This window comes from Flavobacterium cheniae, from assembly GCF_004363695.1.
GTDB classification, from domain to species: Bacteria; Bacteroidota; Bacteroidia; order Flavobacteriales; family Flavobacteriaceae; genus Flavobacterium; species Flavobacterium cheniae.
On the sequence record NZ_SNZC01000004.1, the window covers coordinates 206,757 to 231,745 of the forward strand.

The 24,989-nt window shown below is 32.9% G+C and carries 22 protein-coding genes; 10 read left to right on the forward strand and 12 right to left on the reverse strand.

Annotated features, from left to right (window positions below):
- Positions 1 to 2,859, reverse strand: a complete 2,859-nt coding sequence (locus C8D80_RS11225; protein ID WP_133610426.1) for a sensor histidine kinase — start codon at positions 2,857 to 2,859, stop codon at positions 1 to 3.
- 194 nt (positions 2,860 to 3,053) lie between these two features.
- Between C8D80_RS11225 and C8D80_RS11230 the strand changes: the two genes are divergently transcribed.
- From C8D80_RS11230 to C8D80_RS11250, 5 genes are all read left to right on the forward strand, one after another.
- The gene (locus C8D80_RS11230; protein WP_133610428.1) at positions 3,054 to 4,829 is read left to right on the forward strand and encodes a fibronectin type III domain-containing protein; all 1,776 of its coding nucleotides are present in this window, start codon (positions 3,054 to 3,056) and stop codon (positions 4,827 to 4,829) included.
- 176 nt (positions 4,830 to 5,005) lie between these two features.
- Complete coding sequence (queA, locus tag C8D80_RS11235; protein WP_133610430.1) at positions 5,006 to 6,055, forward strand: tRNA preQ1(34) S-adenosylmethionine ribosyltransferase-isomerase QueA; 1,050 nt, start codon at positions 5,006 to 5,008, stop codon at positions 6,053 to 6,055.
- Positions 6,056 to 6,190: 135 nt separating this feature from the next.
- Positions 6,191 to 7,471 carry a kynureninase gene (gene kynU, locus C8D80_RS11240; protein ID WP_133610432.1) on the forward strand — a complete coding sequence of 427 codons (1,281 nt, stop codon included), beginning with the start codon at positions 6,191 to 6,193 and terminating at the stop codon, positions 7,469 to 7,471.
- 80 nt (positions 7,472 to 7,551) lie between these two features.
- Entirely contained in the window at positions 7,552 to 9,630 is a 2,079-nt protein-coding gene (locus C8D80_RS11245) for a T9SS type A sorting domain-containing protein (RefSeq protein ID WP_133610434.1), read from the forward strand.
- A 95-nt stretch (positions 9,631 to 9,725) separates the two neighbouring features.
- Positions 9,726 to 10,802 carry an agmatinase family protein gene (locus C8D80_RS11250; protein WP_133610484.1) on the forward strand — a complete coding sequence of 359 codons (1,077 nt, stop codon included), beginning with the start codon at positions 9,726 to 9,728 and terminating at the stop codon, positions 10,800 to 10,802.
- Between the two features lie 35 nt (positions 10,803 to 10,837).
- Here the strand turns inward: C8D80_RS11250 and C8D80_RS11255 are convergent, their stop codons facing one another.
- Genes C8D80_RS11255 through C8D80_RS11270 form a run of 4 tightly spaced genes read right to left on the reverse strand, consistent with a single transcriptional unit; the run spans position 10,838 to position 14,440 of the window.
- Positions 10,838 to 12,370 carry a cryptochrome/photolyase family protein gene (locus C8D80_RS11255; protein ID WP_133610436.1) on the reverse strand — a complete coding sequence of 511 codons (1,533 nt, stop codon included), beginning with the start codon at positions 12,368 to 12,370 and terminating at the stop codon, positions 10,838 to 10,840.
- Positions 12,371 to 13,663 carry a DASH family cryptochrome gene (locus C8D80_RS11260; protein ID WP_133610438.1) on the reverse strand — a complete coding sequence of 431 codons (1,293 nt, stop codon included), beginning with the start codon at positions 13,661 to 13,663 and terminating at the stop codon, positions 12,371 to 12,373.
- 1 nt (position 13,664) lies between these two features.
- Positions 13,665 to 13,805: a DUF2256 domain-containing protein gene (locus tag C8D80_RS11265; RefSeq protein WP_133610440.1), complete on the reverse strand. Its 141-nt coding sequence runs from the start codon at positions 13,803 to 13,805 to the stop codon at positions 13,665 to 13,667.
- Entirely contained in the window at positions 13,805 to 14,440 is a 636-nt protein-coding gene (locus tag C8D80_RS11270) for a flavin reductase family protein (RefSeq protein WP_133610442.1), read from the reverse strand. Before C8D80_RS11270 ends, C8D80_RS11265 begins: the two co-directional genes overlap by 1 nt.
- A gap of 150 nt (positions 14,441 to 14,590) precedes the next feature.
- Here C8D80_RS11270 and C8D80_RS11275 point away from each other — a divergent pair, with 150 nt between their 5' ends.
- Complete coding sequence (locus tag C8D80_RS11275; RefSeq protein ID WP_133610444.1) at positions 14,591 to 15,931, forward strand: FAD-dependent oxidoreductase; 1,341 nt, start codon at positions 14,591 to 14,593, stop codon at positions 15,929 to 15,931.
- Between the two features lie 24 nt (positions 15,932 to 15,955).
- Here C8D80_RS11275 and C8D80_RS11280 read toward each other — a convergent pair whose 3' ends face one another.
- The 4 genes from C8D80_RS11280 to C8D80_RS11295 are packed head-to-tail and all read right to left on the reverse strand — an operon-like array spanning position 15,956 to position 18,490.
- Positions 15,956 to 16,318 carry a cupin domain-containing protein gene (locus tag C8D80_RS11280; protein ID WP_133610446.1) on the reverse strand — a complete coding sequence of 121 codons (363 nt, stop codon included), beginning with the start codon at positions 16,316 to 16,318 and terminating at the stop codon, positions 15,956 to 15,958.
- Positions 16,315 to 16,605 carry a GIY-YIG nuclease family protein gene (locus tag C8D80_RS11285; protein ID WP_133610448.1) on the reverse strand — a complete coding sequence of 97 codons (291 nt, stop codon included), beginning with the start codon at positions 16,603 to 16,605 and terminating at the stop codon, positions 16,315 to 16,317. The genes C8D80_RS11280 and C8D80_RS11285 overlap by 4 nt, the downstream gene beginning before the upstream one ends.
- On the reverse strand, positions 16,605 to 16,973 hold the full coding sequence (locus C8D80_RS11290; protein WP_133610450.1) for a DMT family protein: 369 nt from the start codon (positions 16,971 to 16,973) through the stop codon (positions 16,605 to 16,607). The genes C8D80_RS11285 and C8D80_RS11290 overlap by 1 nt, the downstream gene beginning before the upstream one ends.
- A complete protein-coding gene (locus C8D80_RS11295; protein WP_133610452.1) occupies positions 16,973 to 18,490 on the reverse strand; it encodes a helicase HerA-like domain-containing protein in 1,518 nt (505 codons plus the stop codon). The genes C8D80_RS11290 and C8D80_RS11295 overlap by 1 nt, the downstream gene beginning before the upstream one ends.
- 140 nt (positions 18,491 to 18,630) lie before the next feature.
- Between C8D80_RS11295 and C8D80_RS11300 the strand changes: the two genes are divergently transcribed.
- Complete coding sequence (locus C8D80_RS11300; protein WP_133610454.1) at positions 18,631 to 19,263, forward strand: 7-carboxy-7-deazaguanine synthase QueE; 633 nt, start codon at positions 18,631 to 18,633, stop codon at positions 19,261 to 19,263.
- A gap of 5 nt (positions 19,264 to 19,268) precedes the next feature.
- Complete coding sequence (locus C8D80_RS11305; RefSeq protein WP_133610456.1) at positions 19,269 to 19,646, forward strand: energy transducer TonB; 378 nt, start codon at positions 19,269 to 19,271, stop codon at positions 19,644 to 19,646.
- A gap of 39 nt (positions 19,647 to 19,685) precedes the next feature.
- Here the strand turns inward: C8D80_RS11305 and C8D80_RS11310 are convergent, their stop codons facing one another.
- Positions 19,686 to 20,390: a class I SAM-dependent methyltransferase gene (locus C8D80_RS11310; RefSeq protein WP_133610458.1), complete on the reverse strand. Its 705-nt coding sequence runs from the start codon at positions 20,388 to 20,390 to the stop codon at positions 19,686 to 19,688.
- 163 nt (positions 20,391 to 20,553) lie between these two features.
- On the opposite strand from C8D80_RS11310, the gene C8D80_RS11315 reads away from it, so the two are divergent.
- Complete coding sequence (locus C8D80_RS11315) at positions 20,554 to 21,051, forward strand: YkgJ family cysteine cluster protein (RefSeq protein ID WP_133610460.1); 498 nt, start codon at positions 20,554 to 20,556, stop codon at positions 21,049 to 21,051.
- 73 nt (positions 21,052 to 21,124) lie between these two features.
- Here C8D80_RS11315 and C8D80_RS11320 read toward each other — a convergent pair whose 3' ends face one another.
- Entirely contained in the window at positions 21,125 to 21,697 is a 573-nt protein-coding gene (locus tag C8D80_RS11320; RefSeq protein WP_133610462.1) for a hypothetical protein, read from the reverse strand.
- A gap of 17 nt (positions 21,698 to 21,714) precedes the next feature.
- Positions 21,715 to 22,947 carry an exo-beta-N-acetylmuramidase NamZ family protein gene (locus tag C8D80_RS11325; protein WP_133610464.1) on the reverse strand — a complete coding sequence of 411 codons (1,233 nt, stop codon included), beginning with the start codon at positions 22,945 to 22,947 and terminating at the stop codon, positions 21,715 to 21,717.
- Positions 22,948 to 22,954: 7 nt separating this feature from the next.
- Here C8D80_RS11325 and C8D80_RS11330 point away from each other — a divergent pair, with 7 nt between their 5' ends.
- Positions 22,955 to 24,187: an ABC transporter permease gene (locus C8D80_RS11330; RefSeq protein ID WP_133610486.1), complete on the forward strand. Its 1,233-nt coding sequence runs from the start codon at positions 22,955 to 22,957 to the stop codon at positions 24,185 to 24,187.
- Positions 24,188 to 24,989 lie beyond the last annotated feature (802 nt).

The following is a 24,989-nucleotide window of genomic DNA, read 5'->3' on the forward strand; positions in this document are numbered from 1 at the left end:
TTAATACGTAATAGGAATTTCTATAATTACTTTTGTACCTAAAGATTGCTCATTTTTATTGAATTTATCGTCAAAATTAATGGCAATGTTTTTTTGTTTGTATTGGTTCAGTAAGGCGATTCGATTTTGCATGGCTTCGGTTGCAAACGACAAATGATCTTTGTTTTTTATGGCATTTAATTCGGCGCTTTTTTGACGTCCAATCCCGTTGTCATCAATTGTGATTTTTAAAGAATCAAATATGCGTTCAAAATCGATAGTCAGCTTCTTTTCACCTTTTTTATGTAGCAAGCCATGTTTAACGGCATTTTCCACATAAGGTTGTAATAACATCGATGGAATTTTGATGTTTTCAATGTCAATGCCATAAGCAATGTTTATTTCGTAGCTAAAATCTTCATCAAAACGTGCTTTTTCAATGTCTAAATACAAGCCTAAAGTTTTAATTTCTTCAGAAAGCGTAATATTTTCTTTCTCACTCATTTCCAAAATAGTCCTTGTCAGAGTTGAAAATTTTGATAAATAAGAAACGGCCTGCTTCTTGTCATTAGATAAAATATAAGACTGAATGGTGTTAAGCGCATTGTAAAAGAAATGCGGATTCATTTGCGACTTGATCGCTTTTAATTTCGATTGGTTTAAATTCTTTTCTAAATTAACTTTATCTAATAAAAGCTGATTTTTCTTTTCTATTTTTTGAATTTGATATTTATAAAACGTATACAATAACGCTATGATAATCAAACTCATGTAAATCAAGAAAAAGGTATTCAGCCAAAAAGGCTTGTTGATTTTAAAATCGATTTGCTTTATTTTAGTTTCATAATTGGCATCGATTTTTAAAAACAAATTATAATCACCTGGTGAAAGCGATGATAAAATAAGGTTTTTATTATCGGCATCTAAACGGTTCCAATTGCCATCATTTATTTTGTATAAGACACTCTTTTTTTCGTTTGGAATAAAAGAAAGCACCGAAAAGTTTACTGTTATATCATTTTGATTGTATTCTAACTCGCTTAGATTGTTTTCTTTGTAAAGAATTCCATTGACTTTAATTTCATTAATGATTAATTCGGGTTTTGTAAATTCTTTATTTTTAAATTTATTCTTAACGATAATTCCTTTAGAGGTAGCAAAATAAATTTGGTCTTTAACTATTGCAACATCGGTAACTTCTAAATCGCTTGTTAATGGTAAAATTTTGCGATAATTGTTTTTAATTAAGTTGTATTCAATTATTCCGTTTGTGGTAAAAATGAAAATAGAATTTTCCTGAATTTTAAATTTGGTGAAGCGTTCTTTCAGATGTTTTTCAAATATAGAAACTTTTGTTACCGTATTTTTCGAATCGATTTTATACAATTCTTCGCTAGTAGATAATGCATAAACGGTATTTTTATAGGATTGTAAGTTGGTAACATAAAGTGTTTTGTTTTGAAATTTTATTTCGTTAACTCCGTTTGAATTCACAAACTTTAAACCCATATTAGTTGCATAATAAATGCAATTATTTTCAGGGTTAAATGCCGTAGATTTCCCGTTAGATTTTATTAAAGCACTTTCATTAAAATTTGAAGGAGCGTTTAAGTTTTTATTATGCAAACTATCCCATTTGCTTTTTTTGTCACTAACTTTAAACAAGCCACAAATTCCACTAGCTGCAAAAGAGTAATAGGTGTCATCAATTTTTTTGATATCTTTTACAGCGAAAGATTTTTCGTTTGAAACAATATTTTGATTGTTTAAAATTTTAAATTTTGATGAAGTAAAATAGATGTTTTTTTCTTTTTCGTTTCCAATAATTTGGTTGATAGGATGGTTGCTGTTGTTTTTGTAAACAGTATTTACTGATAAATCGTTTAATTGTAATCCAAAAATAAGATCGTTTTCGGTGCCTATCAAAAGCTGATTGTCATATGATGAAAAAACGGTTGGTTTAGGAGATAAAGGAATAAAATTATTTTTAAAATCTTGAATAAATAACAAACCACTGTTAACTGTTGAAATCCAATAATTTTGTTGCTTATCTTTAAAAATATAGGAAACATTAAAATCGGAAAAGTAAGTCGTTGCTTTTTCATTTTCATATTTTATAATTCCGTTTGGAGTACACAACCAAGGCGCATTATCAATTATGGCTAAATTTTGTATAAAATCGAAAGAACTATTGAACTTCTTTTTTGAAAGTTGATTTTCCTTGTAGGTGTAATAATAATTTGAAAATTTTGAAACGACAAAAAATTCATTATTTAATTCTTGAATAATTGGTACTTCTAGTGTTTTTCTAAAATCTTCTGTTAGAGGATAGGTTTTTATTTTATTTGGATAGTCAATTTCGTAAATATGCTCTCCTACAAAGTAAAACTTTGAATTGGAAGTATAGGTAGCTCGAATGTATTCGTCTTTAAGATGATAGGTATAAACCAATTGCAATGTTTTTAAATCATAAACGGCTACACTTTTAGTTTGAATTAAAAAAAGTTTGTCTTCAATTATGCCAAATTTTATATAACCCACAGATTCTTTTTGAGGTAAATTTTTTAACTCGCCATTTTCAACGTAATACAAGTAACCATCAAAGTTAATGTACCAAATTCTTCCAAAGCTATCTTCGTTGATACATGAACCTGATTTTGATGTTTGAATATCAGAAGTAAATGTTTTAAAAACGCTTCCGTCATAACGGCACAATCCTTTACCTGTTGCAAACCACATAAAGCCTTTGCTGTCTTGAAAAATATCATAAACACTGTTTGAAGGTAATCCGTTAGTTCTATCAATGCTATAGTAATAAGGGTTTTGCCCAAAAGTAAATTGGGAAAAAAGAAGCAACAATATGATTTTTAGAAATTTCAATTGGTTTTGATTTATAACAAATATAGGAAATAAAGGAATATGGAATAAACTCAGTTAATGAAACCCTCTTTTAAATTAACGAAATCGCTTATCATTCTTTTTTCGTTAACCGAAAATAGGATTTGGTAAACTCAACAAAAATTTAAGATAGGATTCAGAATACTTTTGAACCAAACTTTAAAATATTACCTCTTATGAAAACAAGATTACTATTATTTTTATTATGTGCATTTTCTTTTGGGAATGCGCAAGTTGCTACATTCTCTGCGCCAAATTCTTATAATATTACTGCAAATTCGGCAACGATTAGCTTTCAAGTAACATCAAATAGTACAACAACACTTTATTCTCAATTGGCAACAGGTGATGCGGGTAATGTTGCTCTTGCACCACTTTCTGGAGCTGGAGGAAATGCTGCAGGAACTTGGGTTTCACCGAAAAACTTGACGGGATTAACGCCAAACACAACGTATTATTTTAGATATAGATGTGATAATGCTTCTGGAACATCTTTTTCTACAACAGGTTCATTTACAACTTTAAGTGCTGCTCCAACAATTTCAGTTATATCTTATCCTGCAACTTACAACGGTGCAACAATTAATTATTGGCTAAATGCTAACGGATACGCAACAACATCATTGGTTAGATATGGTTTAACAAGTGGAAGTTTAACAAATCAAGCCACAGGTTCATCAACTTCTGGAACGGCAGCTGTAGCAAGTTTTGCTAACCTTTCAGGATTATCATCAAATACTACTTATTATTATCAAGTTGAAGCAACCAATTCTATCGGAACTTCAACAACTGCAATAGGAAGTTTCACTACACCTCCTCAAACTCCGGGTATTTATAGTGTTGCTGTTTCATCAATAACAACAAATTCAGCTTCTATAAATTATTCGCTTTGGGACAAAGGTTTGGCTACTACCTCAATTGTAAGATATGGTTTAACTAGCGGAAGTTTAACCAATCAAGTTACTGGTTTTTCGGTTTCAGGAGATGTCACAGTTCCTGGAAGTGCAAGTTTAACAGGCTTAAATCCAAGCACAACGTATTATTATCAAGTAGAAGCAACAAATTCCGCAGGAACTTCTACAAGTGCAATTGCAAGTTTTACAACGTTTTCAGTACCAGGACTTGTTGCAGAATATACTTTTAACAACACCTATAACAATGTAAATGGAAATAATCCTTTTGCTAGTATACCAGGAACAACATCTTTTGTTCTCGCTAGAAATGGATCAACAGTAGGTGCATTACAAGTTGTTGGTAATGGAAATAATGGTACTTTTTGTAACGCAATTGCACCTACAGGAGCAAGTCCTCGAACAATTTCTTTGTGGTATAAAACGCCTAACCATACCTCTCATAGTATATTTTCATATGGTACTGCAGTTCAATATAAAACATTTGGTGCCTATTTTGGCGCGTCGGGTAATATAATTTTACAAGGTTATGCTTATGATCATCCCTTTAGTAATGCAAATAATGCTATAAATACTTGGAGACATTTGGTAATAACTTTTGATGGAACGAATACTAAGTTATACATGGATGGTACTTTTATACAAACAATTTCAACTCCTTTGTTAAATACAGGAACTGGGTCTAATTTCAGAATTGGTAATACAGGACTTACTATGCAATTTGATGATTTAAAAATTTATAATTACGTATTAGAGCAAGCGGATATCACCAGTTTATACAATAACAACACTTTGACTTCAGAGAATTTTAATTTAAATAATTTAGAAGTAAAATTATATCCAAACCCAGTTCGAGATATTCTAAATATTGAAATCGAAAATGATATTCAATCGATAGAAATCTACAATATTCAAGGGCAAAAAGTGCTTTCATCTAATCAAAAACAAATCAATGTTTCTGATTTAGCTACTGGAATGTATATGGTAAGAATTCAAGATATCGATGACAATATTGCAACGAAGAAAATTGTAATTAAGTAGTTAGTTTTTTTGTTTTAGATTCAGGCGTTGTCCAGTAAACAAAGGGTTTTGTAAAATAAACCTCAATTTACTTGACAACGCCTATTTCATAATCGTATATTTGCATACTAATTTTTTGTGTTTAATGAAAAACAATTCTTAAACACTTAAACTTTTAAACACTTAAACAATTTCAAATGAAATTATCTCATTTCAATTTCAATTTACCAAATGAATTATTAGCTGAGTTCCCAACGGAAAACCGTGACGAATCTCGTTTAATGGTGGTTAACAGAAAAACCAATACTATCGAGCACAAATTATTTAAAGACGTTATCGATTATTTTGATGATGGCGATGTAATGGTGTTAAATAATACAAAAGTTTTTCCAGCACGTTTATACGGAAATAAAGAAAAAACAGGAGCTCGTATTGAAGTTTTCTTATTAAGAGAATTAAATGCAGAACAACGTTTATGGGATGTTTTAGTAGATCCAGCACGTAAAATTCGTATTGGAAATAAATTATACTTTGGTGATGACGATTCGTTAGTTGCTGAAGTTATCGATAATACAACTTCTCGTGGAAGAACATTACGTTTCTTATACGATGGTTCTTATGAAGAATTCAGAGAAAAATTAGTAGAATTAGGAGAAACTCCAATTCCAAAATACATTGAAAGAGAAGTTACACCAGAAGATGCAGAACGTTACCAAACCATTTACGCAAAAGTAGAAGGAGCAGTAGCTGCACCAACAGCTGGTTTACACTTTTCTAAACACTTATTAAAACGTTTAGAAATTAAAGGTGTTGATTTTGCTGAGGTTACATTACACGTAGGTTTAGGAACTTTCAATCCAGTTGAGGTAGAAGATTTGTCAAAACACAAAATGGATTCTGAAGAAATGATTATTTCTCAAGAAGCTTGTGATATTGTAAATAACGCAAAAGCTAAAAAGAAAAAAGTGTGTTGTGTAGGAACTACCGCTATGAGAGCTATGGAAAGTTCAGTTTCTTCTCAAAGAACTTTAAATCCTTATACGGGTTGGACTAATAAGTTTATTTATCCACCTTACGATTTTAGTCTTGCAGATTGTATGATTACTAATTTCCATACACCAAAATCAACTTTATTAATGATGATTTCTGCTTTCTGTGGTCACGATTTAATGAAGAAAGCTTACGAAGAAGCAATTAAAGAGAAATATCGTTTTTACTCATACGGAGACGCGATGTTAATCATATAATTTTAAAATCCCAATCGAAAGGTTGGGATTTTTATTTTACTGTTCGTTCTAAATCTGAAATCCAATTTTTGTGTTTTTTATCACTTTGACACTTTGTAACTTTTAACTACTTTTGTTTTCCAAACAACCAAACAAATGACTTTTCAAAATACACGCGAATTCGCACAAAGTTTAGATGCTCAAGATGAATTGAGAAAATATAGAGATGAATTTCATTTCCCGCATGTAAACGGAAAACAAGTAATTTACTTTACAGGAAATTCTCTAGGACTTCAGCCTAAAAGAACCAAAACTTACGTTGATGAGGTAATGAATGATTGGGCAAATTTAGCAGTAGAAGGGCATTTTTATTCTGATAAGCCTTGGTGGGATTACCAAGAACGTTTTGCGGTTCCTTTAAGTGAAATCGTGGGAGCAAAACCTTCTGAAGTTGGAGTTATGAATACTTTGACTGTAAATTTACATTTGTTAATGGTATCGTTTTACAATCCAACACCAAATAAATATAAAATCATTTGTGAAGAAAAAGCTTTTCCAAGTGACCAATATATGTTTCAAAGTCAAGTGAAATTTCATGGTTTTGATCCAAAAGATGCAATTGTTGAAATTAAGCGTAGAGAAGGTGAAGCGAATATCCGTTTAGAAGATGTTTTGGCTAAAATTGAGGAAGTAGGAAGTGAATTGGCTTTAGTGTTAATTGGAGGTGTTAATTATTACACTGGTCAGGTGTTTGATATGAAAACCATAACTGCAGCGGGGCAAAAACAAGGAGCTTATGTAGGATGGGATTTAGCGCACGCTGCAGGAAATATCAAATTAGAATTACACGATTGGAATGTAGACTTCGCCGCTTGGTGTAGTTATAAATATATGAATTCTGGGCCAGGAAATGCTTCGGGATTTTTTGTTCACGAAAAACATCATAATGATAAAGAATTAAAACGTTTTGCAGGTTGGTACGGACACAATAAAGAACGACGTTTTAAAATGGAACCTGATTTTGATCCTGTTCACGGAGCAGACGGATGGCAAATTAGTAATTTACCTATTTTGTCTTTAGCACCTTATTTAGCTTCGGTTGAAATGTTTGCAGAAGTAGGAATGGATAAATTAATTGCAAAACGAAATTTAATTACTTCTTATTTAGAATTTGTGCTACATGAAATCGACAAAGAATTAGAAGGCGCGGATTTTGAAATACTAACACCTGCTAATCAAGAAGAACGTGGTTGTCAATTATCTGTTTACCTTCACGGACAAGGACGAGAATTGTTTGAAAGATTAATGAAAAATGGAGTGATTACCGATTGGAGAGAACCAAACGTTATTCGTTTAGCGCCAGCACCATTCTATTGTTCTTTTGAAGATATGTACGAATTTGGACAAGTTTTAAAACAATCCATTTTGAGTAAATAGTAAATTTTTAACATTTTTTTATGTTTTGTTATATTTTTTTGGTTTATTTGTAATAACCTAACTATCAAAACATTAAAATAATGAAGAAAGCTTTACTTACGCTAGCCTTTTGTGTTATCGGAACGGCTCAACTTTTGTTTGCTCAGGTATCTGAAAAAGAAGCTGTTGCAAGACAATGGATTAAATCCAATTTAAAAGAATTGAAAATCAATTCAGATTCTGATATTAATTTGCGTTTTGTACGTAAAAGTATATCGGGTGAAACATTACGTTTTCAACAAATGGTTAATAATGTACCTGTTTTTGATACTGAAATTGTAGTGCATTTTAATCCTTCTGGAGAAATTTCTTTTTCAGATCATAACATTACGAAAGAAGTTATTCAAATCAATACAATACCTCAAATTTCAAAAGAAAGAGCTGTTGAATTAGCTGATAAAGAAATTGGCGTTTCTGGAATGGTAACTTTGCAAGAATCTAACTTGTTTGTTTATAATAAATTAGAAACGACAAAATTAGTTTACAGAACTGTTACTAGTTTTGAAGAAAAACCAGGAACTTGGGAAGTTATTATTGATGCAATAAATGGAGCCGTTTTAAGTGTTAAAGATATCGCAATCTATTGTGGTTCTGAATGTACTACAACACATCAACACAATACTAGCACTTCTGGAACTACAAAATATTTTATGCCTAAAGAGGCAAATACCGCTTTAGCTTTTGAGACAGGAACCGCAATGGTATTCTTGTCAGATCCGCTTTCTGGAGCTGCAGTACCTTACGCAGGTAATTATGTAGATGGAAATGATGCTGATACAGCAGAATTAAATGCACAAAGAGCTTTGGTAAATCTTCCTCAAGTTGATAATACTGCTGGAACTTATTTATTAAAAAGTTCTTATGTTGAAATTAAAAATTTAGAAAACCCTAATAAAGGATTATTCACTCAAGCCAATCCAAACTTTTTATTTACAAGAAATCAAGACGGATTTGAAGCGGCAAATGTTTTTTATCACACTGATAACAATTTAAGATACATCAACGTGACATTAGGAGTAAATTGTAGACCCTTAACAAACGGTGGAGTTCTATGGTATGACCCATCGGGTTTAAATGGTCAAGATAATTCGTATTATTCATCTGGACGTTTAGTTTTTGGTGAAGGTTGTGTGGATGATGCAGAAGATGGTGATGTAATTTGGCACGAATTAGGTCATGGTTTACATGATTGGATTACTGGAGGTTCATTGTCGCAAGTAAATGGATTGAGTGAAGGAAGTGGCGATTATTGGGCGCAATCTAACAGTCGTTCTTTGAATGAATGGGCAACAACAGATGCTGCTTATCATTGGATGTTCAACTGGGATGGTCATAACGTTTGTTGGGGTGGAAGAACTACAAATTATACTCCAATATACCCAGGAGGTTTAGTAAACCAAATTCATACCGATGGTCAAATTTGGGCAACGGTTAATATGAAAATTTGGGATGTATTAGGAAGAACAAAAACAGATACTGCTTTTTTAGAAGGATTAGGTTTAACTAATAGCTCAACAAATCAACAAAATGCAGCTATTGCTGTAAGACAAGCTGCAATTGATATGAACTACAGTTGTGCTGATGTTAAAGTGATGACTGAAAAATATACAGCAGCAGGTTATGTAATGCCGCCAATTGATTTAAGAATCAACTGTCCTGGTACACAAACCGTAACGGCTGATGGATTAGGAAATTATACTGTGCCTAGTTTTGCTAGTTTAGCAAATGCAATCAATTCAAATTGTGATGCTGTTGTAACTCAAAGTCCAGCGGCAGGAACTGTTGTTGCTGTAGGAACACATGTTGTTACAATGACAGCTACAAGCGGAACTTCTGTAAATTGTAATTTCAATTTGGTGGTTCAAGCAAGTTTAGGAGTTGACGATGTTGTTAAAAACACATTCAGTATTTATCCAAATCCAGCTTCAACTTCTATTACAATCATTGGCGATAATTTCGAAAATGAAGAAATTGAAATTTATAATATGTTAGGACAAAGAGTAATAGGAAAAAGCCTTATCACCAATGAATCTACAGTTGATATTTCTAATTTAGCAAATGGCGTTTATATGGTTTATTTTATGAATGCAAAAGCATCTCATAAGTTTGTAAAACAATAAGAAATTTTAAATAAATAGTAAAAGCCGGACATCTTGTTCGGCTTTTTTTGTTAAATAAACTATCTTTGTATAGAATAACAGTATTACAAGAAATCATGACTAAAGAACAAATTTTAGAAAATTTTGATCCATCCCAACCAGGGTTAGCCGATGCTACTATTTTTGGTTTGCCATTTTCGGCAGAGCAAAGTGAAATCATTGTAATTCCAGTGCCTTGGGAAGTTACGGTGAGTTATGGTTCTGGAGCTTCAAAAGGTCCAGATGCGGTTTTAGATGCTTCTTTTCAAGTAGATTTAAATCACCAAGAATTTCCTGAATTATGGAAATTAGGTATTTATTTAGATAAAGCCCCAAAAGAGTTAAAAAAGAAATCAAAAAAATATAAGAAACAAGCTGCTCCAATCATCAAAGCATTGGAAAGCGGAATGATTCTAGATCACCATCCATCTTTGACTAAAGATTTAGAAGAGATCAATTATGCGTGTTCTGATATGGTGGAAGCCGTTCGTGAGCAAACGCTTAATTGGATGAATAAAGGTAAAAAAGTAGTGCTTTTAGGTGGAGATCATTCTACGCCATTAGGCTATTACCAAGCCTTAGCAACCAAATACGAGAACTTCGGAATATTGCATTTAGATGCGCACATGGATTTACGTATCGCTTATGAAGGATTCACGTATTCGCACGCTTCTATCATGTATAATGCGCTACAAATTCCGCAAATTTCTAAAATTGTACAAGTAGGAATTCGCGATTTCTGTGAGCAAGAAGTGGAAGTAGCTTTAAGCGATAGAGTTTTAGTTCACACTGATAGCGATTTAAAACAAGAAGCTTTCGAAGGCAAAACATGGCAACAACAATGCGATCAAATAATCGCTTCGTTACCAGAAAAAGTTTGTATTTCTTTCGATATTGATGGCATGTATCCTTGGTATTGTCCAAATACAGGAACTCCGGTTCCGGGTGGATTTTCATTTGAGCAAGCCGCTTATTTGTTCAATCGTTTAGCAGCAACTAATAAAGAAATCATCGGATTTGATTTAGTAGAAGTGGCTCCAGGTGATGACGATTGGGATGGAAACGTAGGAGCAAGAATGTTGTTCCACATGTGTGGTGTTTTTGCAAAATCTCAAAAGATGAATGTAGGTAATAAGATTAAATTTAATAAATAAAATTCAAAACCGAAGTTTCAAAAGCTTCGGTTTTTTTATAAAGTTTCTATTTTTTCTAAAATCGAAATCGCTTTTTCTTTCGTAGCAGCTAATTCTTCTGGTTTCATTTTTCTTAGTAAGGCTAACATCATGCTCATTCTTTGATTATTGGCAAAATGTTGCTTTTTCTCATCTAAAAAATGCCAATACAAACTATTAAAGGGACATGCTTTTTCGCCCAATTTCTCTTTTACTTTGTAATGACAACTGCCACAATAATTGCTCATTTTATTAATGTAACTTCCTGAAGAAACATAAGGTTTAGTCGCCACAATTCCGCCATCCGCATATTGACTCATGCCACGTGTATTCGGCATTTCTACCCATTCAATGGCATCGATGTAAACGCCCAAATACCAGGCATCAACTTCATCAGGATGCAATTGTGCTAACAAGGAAAAATTTCCAATGACCATCAATCGCTGAATGTGATGCGCGTAAGCTTCCGATAAACTTTGAGAAATCGAATGTTGCATGCATTTCATCTTGGTTTTTCCGGTCCAAAAGAAATCTGGTAGCGGATTGTAGTTTTCTAATGCGTTCATTTGGGCATAATTGGGCATTTCTTTCCAATAAATTCCTCTGACATATTCACGCCAACCAATAATTTGTCGCACAAAACCTTCTACTTGTGCCAATTCAATCGTTTCTTGATTTTGATAATAATATGAAATCACAGCATCCACAACTTCTTTTGGACGAATCATTTTTGAATTCATCGCAAAAGACAGACGCGAATGAAATAGGAATTTATGTCCAGAAAATAAGGAATCTTGATACGTTCCAAAATGCGCCAACAAATGCACACAGAAATAATCAATCAATTGCAAACTTTCGTTTCTTGAAGTCGGCCAATTGAAATTTTCAGTATCAATACTTCCAAAAGTGGTAATGTTTTGACTTTCAATTTCGGTAATAATTTCACTCACATTTTTATGAAATTCCAAAGGAAACGGAATCGGAACTTCATTTTTATATTGATTACGATTGTTATGGTCAAAGTTCCATTTTCCGTCTAACGGTTGATCACCAACCATTAAAATATGATGTTTTTTGCGCATCATGCGATAGAAACTTTCCATCAAAAGTTGCTTTTTCCCTTTGAAAAAATCCGCCAATTCATTTCTAGATGTATAAAAATGTTCGGAATCAACAGCTTTTGTTGGAATAGAAAGTTTTTCACAAATGGATTTCAATTGTTTATCCAAGCGATGTTCATCAGGAAATTGGTATTCAAATTGCTCGATTTTGTTATTCTCCACCAAATCCAAAATCAATTGTTCTAAATTATGAGGATTATTTGCATCCGAAATTTTATAATAAGCAACTTGATGACCTTGTTTTGTCAATTCCTCCGTAAAATTTCGCATCGAAAGAAAAAAAGCTACCACTTTTTGAATGTGATGTTTCACATAATCCGTTTCCTGACGCATTTCTGCCATCACATACATCACATTCGGATTGACTTCATCAAACCAAGAATGTTCCGAATTGAGTTGGTCGCCCAAAAGTAATCGAAGTGTTTTCATTTAAAATAATTCAGGAATTAACCACATTTTTTGAAATTTTCCGTCACCATCATATAGTTCCGCTTGACGTTTGATGTTGAATTTTCTATCTCTTGGATCGTTTCCAACACCAGCGTTGTACATCCAATTTCCGTAATTGCTGTGCACATCGTAATCGATTAGCATACTTTCGAAATATGCTGCGCCAATACGCCAATCTTGTTCCCATTCCTTTGCCCAATAACTCGCCACATTCTGACGACCGCGATTGCTCATCCAGCCTGTTTTTTGTAGTTCAATCATGTTGGCATTTACGAAATGTTCAGGCGTGGTGCCGTTTGTCCATTGGTTGAAAGCTTTTGTATTTTGGTTCCAATGGTATTCTTTTTGTAAAATGCCGTTCAATTGGAATATTTTATTGCTGTGTTTTAGCGAAATGTATTTGAAATAATCGCGCCAAATCAACTCGAAGATTAACCAATAGGTGTCTTCGTTTTTGACTACTTTTTTCTCAAATTGTTGCACTTCCCAATAAATCATTCGTGCCGAAATACTACCATTTGCCAACCAAGCCGAAAGTTTTGAACTATAATTCTTTCCTATTAAACCATTACGAGTTTTCTTGTAAACGGCTAGTTTTTTGGTATCCCAAAAATAGTCTTTGATTCTTTTTTTAGCTTGATTTTCGCCACCTTTAAATGGAAAGGCGGTTTTGTTCGGTTGCTTAAAACCTTCAAATCCTAAATCTTCTAGCGTTGGAATACTTGTTTTTTCTTCAATTAGATTAGAAGTTGGTTTTGCTGAAATGGAAACGGTTGGTCTCACTCGAATTTTCTTTTCCAATTGCTTTCTAAACTCTGTAAAAACTTCTGGAATTTTCTCCCAATCTTCATACGGAACATCATCAGGATGAAATAAAAATTGGTCGTAATACGTTTTCCAATTCACCGCAGGAATTAAATTGCGAACTTCATTTTCTACATCTACTTCTTCCTGCGTCCATTCGTTTTGAATATAAATCGTGTCAATTTGATATTTAGCAGCTATTTCTGGAATCAATTGTTCAGAATAACCGTAATAAACTAATAATGTGATATTTTTCTCAGCTAAATTTTCTTGTAGTTCGGTTAAGGTTTCCAGAAGAAATTGAGTTCTAAATTTTTCTGTTTTCTTGAAACCATATTGAGTTGTTTCGAAATGTCTCGGATCCAAGCAATAAATACCAATTATTTTTTCATTTTCTCTACAAGCATTGTACAACGAATGATTGTCAATCGTGCGTAAATCGTTTCTAAACCATACTAATCCGTTCATGCTATTTGTTTTTATTCATTCTGCATTTATCACTACAATACATTACTTCTTCCCAGTTTTTCTCCCATTTTTTTCGCCAAGAAAAAGGACGTTGACAGGTTTTACAGATTTTTTCGGGAAGATTTACTTTTTTATGCGCCATTATAACATGGAAGTTGATGGTTTATCTGGTCGCGCATAATGAAATCTGTCTGCTAATTTTGGTACAGCATAACCATCTAAACCGTTTATGGCGATTACATTTCCTCTGTCCAATTGCATCCAATTATCATCATGAAATAGTTTTTCATCAGCATAAATAGTCTCAACCGAAGCGATGATATGAATACAATCGTTTTCTTCAATTTTGTATTCGTTCACATATTTACAAAGTAATTGTACCGGACTTAATTTTACGAAAGGTACTTTGTGATTGTCAATGAATTCAGGTTCTAAATTTGTTTTATCAAATTCTGAAATGTGTTCTTCATAACTTGAAGACGTATGATGTGCATCAGCAATCATTTCTTCTGTAATGTGATTTACAGTAAAGAATCCGGATTCTTTTATGTTTTTATAAGTGTCTCTTGGAACCGTTGTAGGTCTCAAAATAAATCCCAATAAAGGTGGTTCACTTCCTAAATGCGTAACACTGCTAAAAATAGCAACATTTAAAGTGCCATTTTCTGAGCAAGTTCCTATTAAGTTGGCCGATTTGTAACCAGTAACACAATTTACTAAGTTCAATCTTGGCACTTTAGACATATAAAACAATTCGTCTTTCGTAATCTTTCGCATAGCAATTTTTTTATTCAAAGATACATTTTGTTTAACCAATAATAAAAATAATTAAACAAAAATAAATTTCAAAATGAAAAATCTCATAAAAGTCGGGTATTAAAATTTATTATTCCGTATTTTTGTAGTCCAAATTTTTACAAAAACTTCATGCAAACGCCACAAAAAATTGCTGTTGTAGGTTCTGGATTAGTAGGAACTTTACTGGCAATCTATTTAAAAAGAGCCGGACATATAGTACATGTTTACGACAGAAGTCCCGATATTAGAACGGTTGAGTTTTCGGGTCGTTCCATTAATTTGGTGATGTCAAATCGCGGTTGGAAAGCATTAGAAGATGTGGGTTTAGATGAAGAAATTCGAAAAATCGGAATTCCAGTTGATAAAAGAGCCATCCATTTACAAGATGGAAATCTAAATTATCAATATTACGGAAAAGAAGGTGAAGCTATTTTTTCTCTATCAAGAGGCGTTTTGAATAGAAAAATGGTGGATTTAGCTGAAGCTGAAGGAGTAGAATTTTTCTTTGAACGTAAAATTTGGGATGTAACGTTAGCCACCGCAACTTTATGGGAAGGCGAAACGGAACAAGGTGATTGGACCGAGTTAAAATACGATAAAGTTTTTGGAGCCGATGGCGCTTTCTCGAGAATTAGACACAGAATGCAACGTCAATCGATGTTTGATTATTCGCAAGAGTTCATGAAAATTGGTTATAAAGAATTGCACATTCCAGCTAATGCAGATGGTTCTCCAAAAATTGATATTCATTCTTTACATATTTGGCCGAGAGGAAATTTCATGTTAATGGGATTGGCTAATTTAGACAACTCGTTTACTTGTACTTTGTTCATGCCAATTGAAGGCGAAAATTCGTTTGAATCGTTAACCAACGAAGAAAAATTAGTTTCGTTTTTCGCGACTTATTTTCCAGATACAAAAGATGTTATTCCTGATTTAGTGCGCGATTTTTTTAGAAATCCGAATAGTTATTTGGCGATTATGAAATGTTTCCCTTGGACATTTAATGATAAAATTGCTTTAATTGGTGATTCAGCGCATGCGATTGTACCTTTCTACGGTCACGGAATGAATGCAGGTTTTGAAGATATCACCATTCTGAATGAATTAATGCAACAATATGGCGATGATTGGGATAGAATTTTCAAAGAATATGAAATTTCAAGAAAGCCAAACGCAGATGCTATTGCAGAACTTTCCAGAAGAAATTTCGAAGAAATGAGTGCCAAAACTGCGGATGCCAATTTCTTATTACAAAAGAAAATCGAAAAATGGTTTTCCGACAAACATCCAGAAAAATGGATGCCATTATACAGTAGAGTAACTTTTAGTTTACAACCTTATTCAGAAGCCATGGCGATTGGTGATTTTCAAAATGAAATCATGCAAGAAGTTTTGAAAATGGATAATATTCAAGAAAATTGGAATTCAGAGGAAGTTGAAAATAAGATTTTAGAATTATTAAAATAAAAAAAGAGGCAATTGCCTCTTTTTTTATTCTTCTCTATTTACAGCATCCATACTAAAAGCTGGCGTACAAATCGCCAAATATTCACATGGTTCATCAAACGGATTTGAATATTGAACACGTGTATTTTTCTCAATTTTAATGGATTGGCCTGTTTCTAAAACTACTGTTTCATCTTCAATAATGAATTGCTTTTTCCCTTTAATGATATACGTATATTCATCAAATTCAGGAGTTTGAAAAGGCTCGCTCCAACCTGGTGGCGCAATCATATGAGCAATCGAAATCGCTGAATTGTTTGTAGTTGCCAATCCGTGATATTCTTCAATTAATTTTCCATCAGTTGTTGGAACTACGAATGGCGACTTTTGAATAAAATATTTTTTCATGGATTAGTGTTTTTAAATTTTGGCCATTGATTATAACCAATTTCAGGATTGTTAGAGTTATATTTAATAATAAATTCAACCTCTTTTTCATTTACTTCTTTATCAGAAGCTATTTCAGATTTCCAAATAATTTGTCTTCTAATAGTAAAGTCATCTCGCTCTTCATCAGTAAAATCTTTTTCTATTAATCTACTATTTGCGCTTCCAAAATAGTTAATGCTGTTCGTTAAATCTTTTCCTATATAAATTTTCCCGTTTGGATAAGTGATTTTATATATAATTTTCATTACTTCTTAAAAATAAAATAAACCGCTAAAACTAAAAAACAAAATCCTACTGCGTGATTCCATTTGAAAGTTTCGTTCTTAAAGAAAACCATCGAGAAAATCACAAAGATTACTAAAGTGATTACTTCTTGAATTACTTTTAATTGCATTAATGAAAACGGACCACCATTGCCTTCGTAACCAATTTTATTCGCAGGAACTTGAAAGAAATATTCAAACAAGGCTAATCCCCAACTGATTAAAACAATGGTGGTTAATCCTGCGTTTTCAAACCACTTTAATTCTTTAAATTTTAGATGACCATACCAAGCTAATGTCATAAAAACATTAGAAAGTATAAGTAATCCTATGGTAACAATCCCTTTCATTAACGTTTAAACATCTTCATCAGCAAACCAAAAGCACCTCGAATAAAACTCGCACTTGTCACCACTTTGGTAATTGATTTCCCAATAACTTCTGTCGTACTTGGTTCTTCTTTTGCTTTTCGGGTTGGTTTTTCTGCTTCTTGTTCGGCTGCAACTTCTTGTGCTTCGGCAATTTTTTTGTTTAATAATTCGTAAGCACTTTCACGATCTAAAACCTCATTATATTTCTTCGCTAGTTTCGATTTTGCAATACTAACTTCAATTTCACTTTCAGTTAAAACATCCATTCGACTCATTGGCGCTCGCATCATAGTAGCCACTAATGGCGTTGGTGTTCCTTTTTCGCTTAATGCTGTTACAAAAGCTTCTCCAATTCCTAACGAAGTTAAAACTTCATCGGTTTCATAAAAATCAGTATCTGGATAATTTTCAGCTGTCATTTTAATTGCTTTTCTGTCATTTGCCGTGAAAGCTCTCAACGCATGCTGAATTTTTAAACCTAATTGCGCCAAAACGCCTGTTGGAACATCCATCGGATTTTGCGTAATGAAATAAACTCCAATTCCTTTCGAACGAATCAATTTCACAATCGTTTCAATTTGATTTAATAAGGCTTTACTGGCTTCGTCAAAAATCAAATGCGCTTCATCAATGAAAATCACTAATTCTGGTCGACCAGCGTCACCTTGTTCAGGCATGGTGTTGTAAATTTCGGCTAACAAACTCAACATGAAAGTTGAGAATAATTTTGGTTTGTCTTGAATATCGGTTAAACGCATGATGTTGACATAACCATTTCCGTTTTCGTCAACTCGCATTAAATCTTGGATGTCGAATGATTTTTCACCAAAGAATAATTCTGCACCTTGTTGTTCTAATTCGATGATTTTTCTCAAAATCGAACCTGTTGAACTGGTTGAAATTCTTCCGTATTCGGCTTCAAATTCGGCTTTTCCTTCTTCGGTTGCGTAATTAAGTACTTTTTTGAAATCTTTTAAATCCAATAATGGCAGACTATTATCATCACAATATTTAAAAATGATAGAAACTACGCCAGATTGCGTATCATTTAAATCTAAAATTCGAGAGAATAAAACAGGTCCAAATTCAGAAACCGTAGCACGTAATCGAACCCCATTTTGTTCTGAAATTGTCATTAATTCCACCGGAAAAGCTTTAGTTTCATATGGAAGTGTGATTTTTCCATGACGTTCTGTAATAAACGATTTTTCTTCTCCAGGCATTGCAATTCCTGAGAAATCTCCTTTAATATCCATCATCAAAACAGGAATTCCATTTAGCGATAATTGTTCCGATAGTACTTGAATGGTTTTAGTTTTTCCTGTTCCTGTTGCGCCAGCAATTAATCCATGGCGATTTAAGGTTTTTAAAGGAATTTTCACATGCGTGTTTGGAACTGCTTCGCCATCTAAAATTCCTCCGCCTAATGTAATGAATTCTCCTTTACAAGTATATCCTTCCGTTATATGTTTGATAAAATCTTCTGTCTTGCTCATTTTGATGTATTTTGAATTTCAAATGTAGTAAAATCGGACGAAATTTCAAGAACAACTTCAACTCGAAAATTAATTTCTAACTTCTTATTTCTAAATTCTAACTTCCAAGTTGTATCTTTGCCCACTATTTTAGTTTTAAGATGTTACAAAAAGAAACACAGTTAGCGGTTGAAAAAGGCGAAATGTTGCCTTTAATGGAGGAGTTTTACACGATACAAGGCGAAGGATATCATACAGGAACAGCTGCTTATTTTATACGAATTGGCGGTTGCGATGTAGGTTGTCATTGGTGTGATGTCAAAGAAAGTTGGAATGCTGAATTGCATCCACCAACCAATACCGATATTATTGTTGCCAATGCCAAAAAATACGCTGACACAGTTGTAGTAACTGGTGGAGAACCTTTGACTTGGGATATGACGTTATTGACTTCTAAACTAAAAGCTCAAAATTTAAAAGTACATATTGAAACTTCAGGAGCATATGAAGTTTCGGGAACTTGGGATTGGTTTTGTTTATCACCAAAGAAAAATAAATTACCCGTTCAAAGTGCTTACGATATTGCTAACGAGTTAAAAGTAATTATTTACAACAAGCACGATTTTATTTTTGCCGAAGAACAAGCAGCAAAGGTAAATCCAAACGCGATTTTGTTTTTACAACCGGAATGGAGCAAAAAAGAAGAAATGACACCTTTAATAGTTGATTATGTAATGAACAATCCGAAATGGAGAGTTTCGTTACAAACCCATAAATATTTGAATATTCCTTAAATTATATGAAGAAGTTTTTAGTATTAGCTGTATTTGTTTTGTTTTCTAATCTAAGTTTTTCACAATTAGGTGGAGAAGATGAAGTGTATTTAGGAGGTGATTTTATTGAAGCCAAATTTCAAAATGGTGGAATTGATAAATTTTATGATTATATCATTCAAAATTTTGACACAAGTACAATTGAAAAGAAAGGTCAAATTGTTTTTGAGTTTACTGTTAACGAAAAAGGAGAAGTTAAAAACATCAAAATTATTAGAGAATTAGGAGATAATTCATCGATGGAGTTAATACGTGTTTTAAGAAAAGCACCAAAATGGGAGCCTGCTTCAAGAGCAGGAAAAGCTGTTAGCTTTAATCTTAAAATGCCTTTGACATTTAAATAAACAAAAAATCCCAAATCATTAGTTTTGGGATTTTTTGTTTTATAAAGTTAGCTTCGCTAAATAATCAAAATGTTTCCCTTCTAAAATCAATTCACATTCTAAACCATTTGCAATTGCGGCATTTTGTAGTGTATTATAATCCAAATATAACCAATCGAAGGTATCTTCCGTTTCTCCTTTATACTGAATAGTGAACGTTAATTCACCATAATAACCATTAGCAGGAACTTCGTAAGCGCCATCTTCGTCTTGGTCGTACATGTAAATTAAGTCCGAACTATCAATTAAAATTTGTCCGCCTTCATTTAAAAGCGATTTCAATTTTTGCAAAAACTTTGGAATCTGATTCATTTTTCCGAAAATTCCGGTTCCATTCATTAAAAGTAAAATGGTGTCGAATTTTTCAGAAGTATCTAAATCCAAAACATCCGAAACTTTACAGTTTTTCAAACCTCTTAATTCACAAGCTTTAATGGCATTTTCAGAAATATCAATTGCAGTAACATCAAAACCTTTTTCTTGTAAATACAAAGCATGACTTCCTGCACCGCAACCAATATCTAACACTTTTCCTTTTGCTAATTGTAATGCTTTTTGTTCCAGTTTTGGCATCTCTTTAAAATCACGAAACAAATAGGCAACGCTCATTTCATCTGCTTCCGAAATAGAAGTTTCGGTGATTATATCTTCGGGAGAATTATTGGTTTGATAGTCTAAAATGGCTTTTCCGAAAAGGTCTTTCATTTTTTTTGTTTAAAGTTTCAGGTTTTTTTAGTTTCAGGTTATTTTGTTTAAAGTTTCAAGTTTTTTTAGTTTCAAGTTCTTAACTTTGCCTTCAATCAGTTTTCGTATATAAAAAACATAAAGTGACTTAACTTGAAACCTGAAACTTGAAACAAATTAATTCATGCTAAAGCCAAATTTAAACGAACTCGGAAAACTTGCCAAAGATACGCATATCGAAACCAAAAAGTATTTTGACAAGCTAAAAAAGAAAACTCCCAAGAATTTGGATTATGTAATGCAAGATTTACACGATGCTGAATTCAAAAAAACGGATTGTTTGGAGTGTGCCAATTGTTGCAAAACAACTGGACCGTTATTTACTTCGGCCGATATTGAACGAATTTCCAAAAGTTTGCGTCAAAAACCACAACAGTTTATCGACCAATATCTTCGCATTGATGAAGACCAAGATTATGTGTTGAAAAGTGTTCCGTGTACGTTTTTAGATAGTGACAACAAATGCTTCATCTACGATGTCCGCCCTAAAGCCTGCCGAGAATTCCCTCACACCGACAGAAAAAAATTCAATCAAATCACCGATTTAACGTTACTAAACGTAGCGATTTGTCCAGCAGCGTTTAATATTGTGGAGAAAATGAAGGAGAAGTTGCCTCTTTAGAAAGTGTTCAGTGTTCAGTTGAAAGTGTTCAGTTTTTTCGCAATCTTGTCATTCCGTTAGGAATCTCACAAGTTTAGTTCAAACTTGTAGCGATAACTTCCGCATCTAAGTTGTTTTCATTATTTGTAATTTTTGAAATAATAGAAAAATCATTCAAAAGATAATTTGTCTTTTTAATTCCAATATTTTCTGGATTTAAATGTTCTAAGTATTCATCTTTATTTTCGATTCTTAGTTTGTTGAATTTTAGATTTTTATTTCCTGAGAATCCTCTCAATTCATATGAATAATTTTCTTTGTCGGAAATAATTAATATGTTGTAATAAAACTTATTTTTGGTAAATGGTATGTTGGTTTGAATAGTGTCTTTTTGATTAAACTCACAATTATAATTTTCGTAAATAACAAAATTTGAAAATTCTTCTTTAGATTTTAATTTGTCAATTTCTTTAGAGATATCTTTTCTGAATTCTAGAAGAAAATCAATGTTTTTCTTTAATTCTTCTTTATTGCGGATTAAAGAATCTGTCTTATCTAATTTGGAAATTATTTGATTATTCCAATTATCAATTGAGATAGTTCCGTTTTCTCTTGAACAACCTATAAATGTTAATAGAAGTAAAAGTAATAGTCTTTTCTCTTTCATCTTTTCTCTATTTTCTTCTATTCATAAATCAAATACTTCCCTCTAATTTCCTTAAACTGCTCCAAACCTTCTTGCCAAGTTTTTCTAATTTCTTTTTCGGTCATTCCGGCTTCAATTTGTTCGCGTAATTTTTTAGTTCCGGCTAATTTGGTGAAGAAATCGTTGAAGAAATCGGTTTTGTCTGTTGTATTTTGGTAAGCTTTCAATAACCATTTTAATTCTAGTCGGTGTACTTTTCTAATTTCGGTTAAATCTTCTCCAAAGCACACTTTTCCATTGTGAACTGGATCTTTCGCGCCAAAATTTGGTTTAGGAGTAAAGCTAAAATCAAATTCGCTTTCAGGTAAAAAAGGCGAACCGTAAATTTGGAATTGTTTTTCAGTACCACGACCTAAGCTTACATTCGTGCCTTCAAAAAAGCACAAACTCGCATACAAATTAATCGATTGATCGTTAGGTAAGTTTGGAGAAGGTTTCACAGGTAAGCTATATTTCATGTCATGCGAATAGTTCAAACAAGGTGCTACTTTTAAGTCACATTGCAAACTATCTTTTAACCATTTTTCGCCATTAATCATTTTTGCATATTCGCCAATCGTCATCCCATGCAAAACTGGAATTTCATGCATCCCAACAAAACTCTTATGGTCCTTCTCTAAAATTGGACCATCAACAATAGTTCCATTTGGATTTGGTCGGTCTAAAACTAAAAGTGGAATATTATTTTCCGCACAAGCTTCCATCACATAATGCAATGACGATATATAAGTGTAAAATCGCGCGCCAACATCTTGTAAATCAAAAACCAAGATATCAATTCCTTCTAATTGCTCGGGTTTTGGCTTTTTGTTGTTTCCGTAAAGGGAAATAATCGGCAAACTTGTTTTCGTGTCTTTTCCATCAACGATTAATTCGCCAGCATCAGCGGTTCCTCTAAAACCGTGCTCAGGTGCATAAATTTTCTGAAGATTGATGTTTTGTTCGATTAAGAAATCAACTAAATGCTTCTCTTTTGAAAGAATTCCTGTCTGATTCGTAACAATCCCAACTCGTTTATCTTTTAATAAAGGCAAATAACTTTCAAAGTTTTCGGCACCTGTTTTAAAAGTGACATCTGTTGAAGTGGAACTCAAAGTTACATTGTCAGTACTCGGTTTTAGTTGCGGAATAGCCTTTTTGCTACTTCCGCACGAAACGATTAGTAAAGAAAAAAATAATAATGTACTTTTGAAAAATAATTTAGATGTCATAAAAACCTTGAATTTAGAATATTTCATAGCCAAAAGACTAATTGCTGCTAAAAGTTATAAAAGTAGTATTTCTTCGCCAATTATAAAAATTGCGATTACGGCAATTGCCATCGGAATTATTATGATGATTATGGCTGTGGCTACAGGTGTTGGGCTTCAAGATAAAATTCGCGAAAAAGTTTCGGCTTTCAACGGACACATTATTATTTCTAATTTTGATGACAATCAATCACAAGTCACTACTGAACCGATTTCTATCAATCAAAGTTTTTATCCCAAATTCAAAAATGTAGAAGGCATCAGTCATGTGCAAGCGGTTGCAAGCAAAGCTGGAATCATTCGCACAGAAAAAGCATTCGAAGGAATCATATATAAAGGTGTCGGTAAAGATTATAATTTCACCAATTTAGAAGAATATTTGGTCGATGGTAAAATTCCAAATCTAAAATCTGAGCTCAATACCGAAGTTTTGATTTCGGAATACTTAGCAAAACGTCTTCATTTAAAAGTAGGCGATAAGTTTCTAACCTTTTTCATGAAAGAAAACGGAAAACTGCCAAATAAAAGAAACTTCCTAATCACCGGAATTTTCAATTCAGGTTTTCAAGAATTCGATGCTACTTATATAATAGGTGATATTCGCCACGTGCAACTCATCAATAAATGGCAACCAACAGAAGTTGGTGCATTTGAAGTTTTCGTAGATGATTTCTCAAAAATTAAAGAAAAAGGCGAGGAAGTCTACAAAGAAATTCCGCCTACTTATAATAGTATCACCATTGAAGAAAAGTATTATAGCATTTTCGAATGGCTAAAATTGTTCGATTTCAACATTTTGGTTATTCTAATCGTAATGATTGTCGTAGCCACCATCAATATGGTAGTCGCATTATTAGTCCTAATTTTAGAACGCACCCAAATGATCGGAATTCTAAAAGCCATGGGTGCTAACAATTGGAATGTCCGAAAAATATTCCTTTACAACGCTTTCTATTTAATCGCTCGAGGTTTGTTTTGGGGGAATTTAATTGCGATTTCTTTATTGCTAGTTCAAAAATTCTTCGGAGTTATTCAACTTAATCCCGAAAACTACTACGTAAACGAAGCGCCAGTAAGTATCAATTTACTTCACATCGCATTATTAAATATTGGAACCGTAATAGTTTGTTTGTTGGTATTATTGATTCCGTCTTATATTATTACCAAAATCTCACCAGTAAAAGCAATACGTTTCGATTAATTTTCAGAAGCACACATTCCGCATTCCATAAAGACTCACAGTCCCGCTGTCCGCTACAATCTTTTTGCTTTTTGTTGCCTGAGGTTCTCGAAGGCAACAAAAAGCAAAAAGGATTTCCACTCCCATCGGGGCTAGCCAAGACGCTTTGCATTCCAGAAGACTATTCCAATCCCGCGAAACTAAATCTCCTGTTCGGTAAGCATTGTTTTGAGCGCAGCGAAAAACATACTACTATATATATGTAGAAGAAATTTTCCCTTCGAAGAGAGATAAAGGGGGAGTTATCTTCCTTTTATGAACTTTTCACCATTATATATAAGTATCAAAATGTTTATATGACTTATGTGTTTAACAATCCCCTTCGCGACCATTGCGCCACCATTGTGTTCCTTGCGACAAACCTCTAAAAAAAACTTTTAATATTAAATCCTTGTTATCAGAGAGTTAAGAAAAGTATCAAAAAAAAGAACAAAAAAAGATTGGAAAAGGCTTGTGGTTACGGAAAAGATTTCTACTTTTGCACCCGCATTAGAGCAGAAGTTCATACATAAACTGTAAGATTAAACAAATCAAAAAAAACTTTAAAAAAGTTGAAAAAAGATTTGGATAATAAAAAGTAAAGGTAGTATCTTTGCCGACCCGAAACGAAAGAATTGGGATGTACAAGTTCTTAAAAATATTGAGTAAGTGGTCAGGAAAAAATAAATAAAAAATTTTTTCAAAAAAGCTTGCCAGATTAAAAAAGAGTTGTACTTTTGCACCCGCTAATCGAATGAGAGGCGAACAAAAAAAGAATGACACG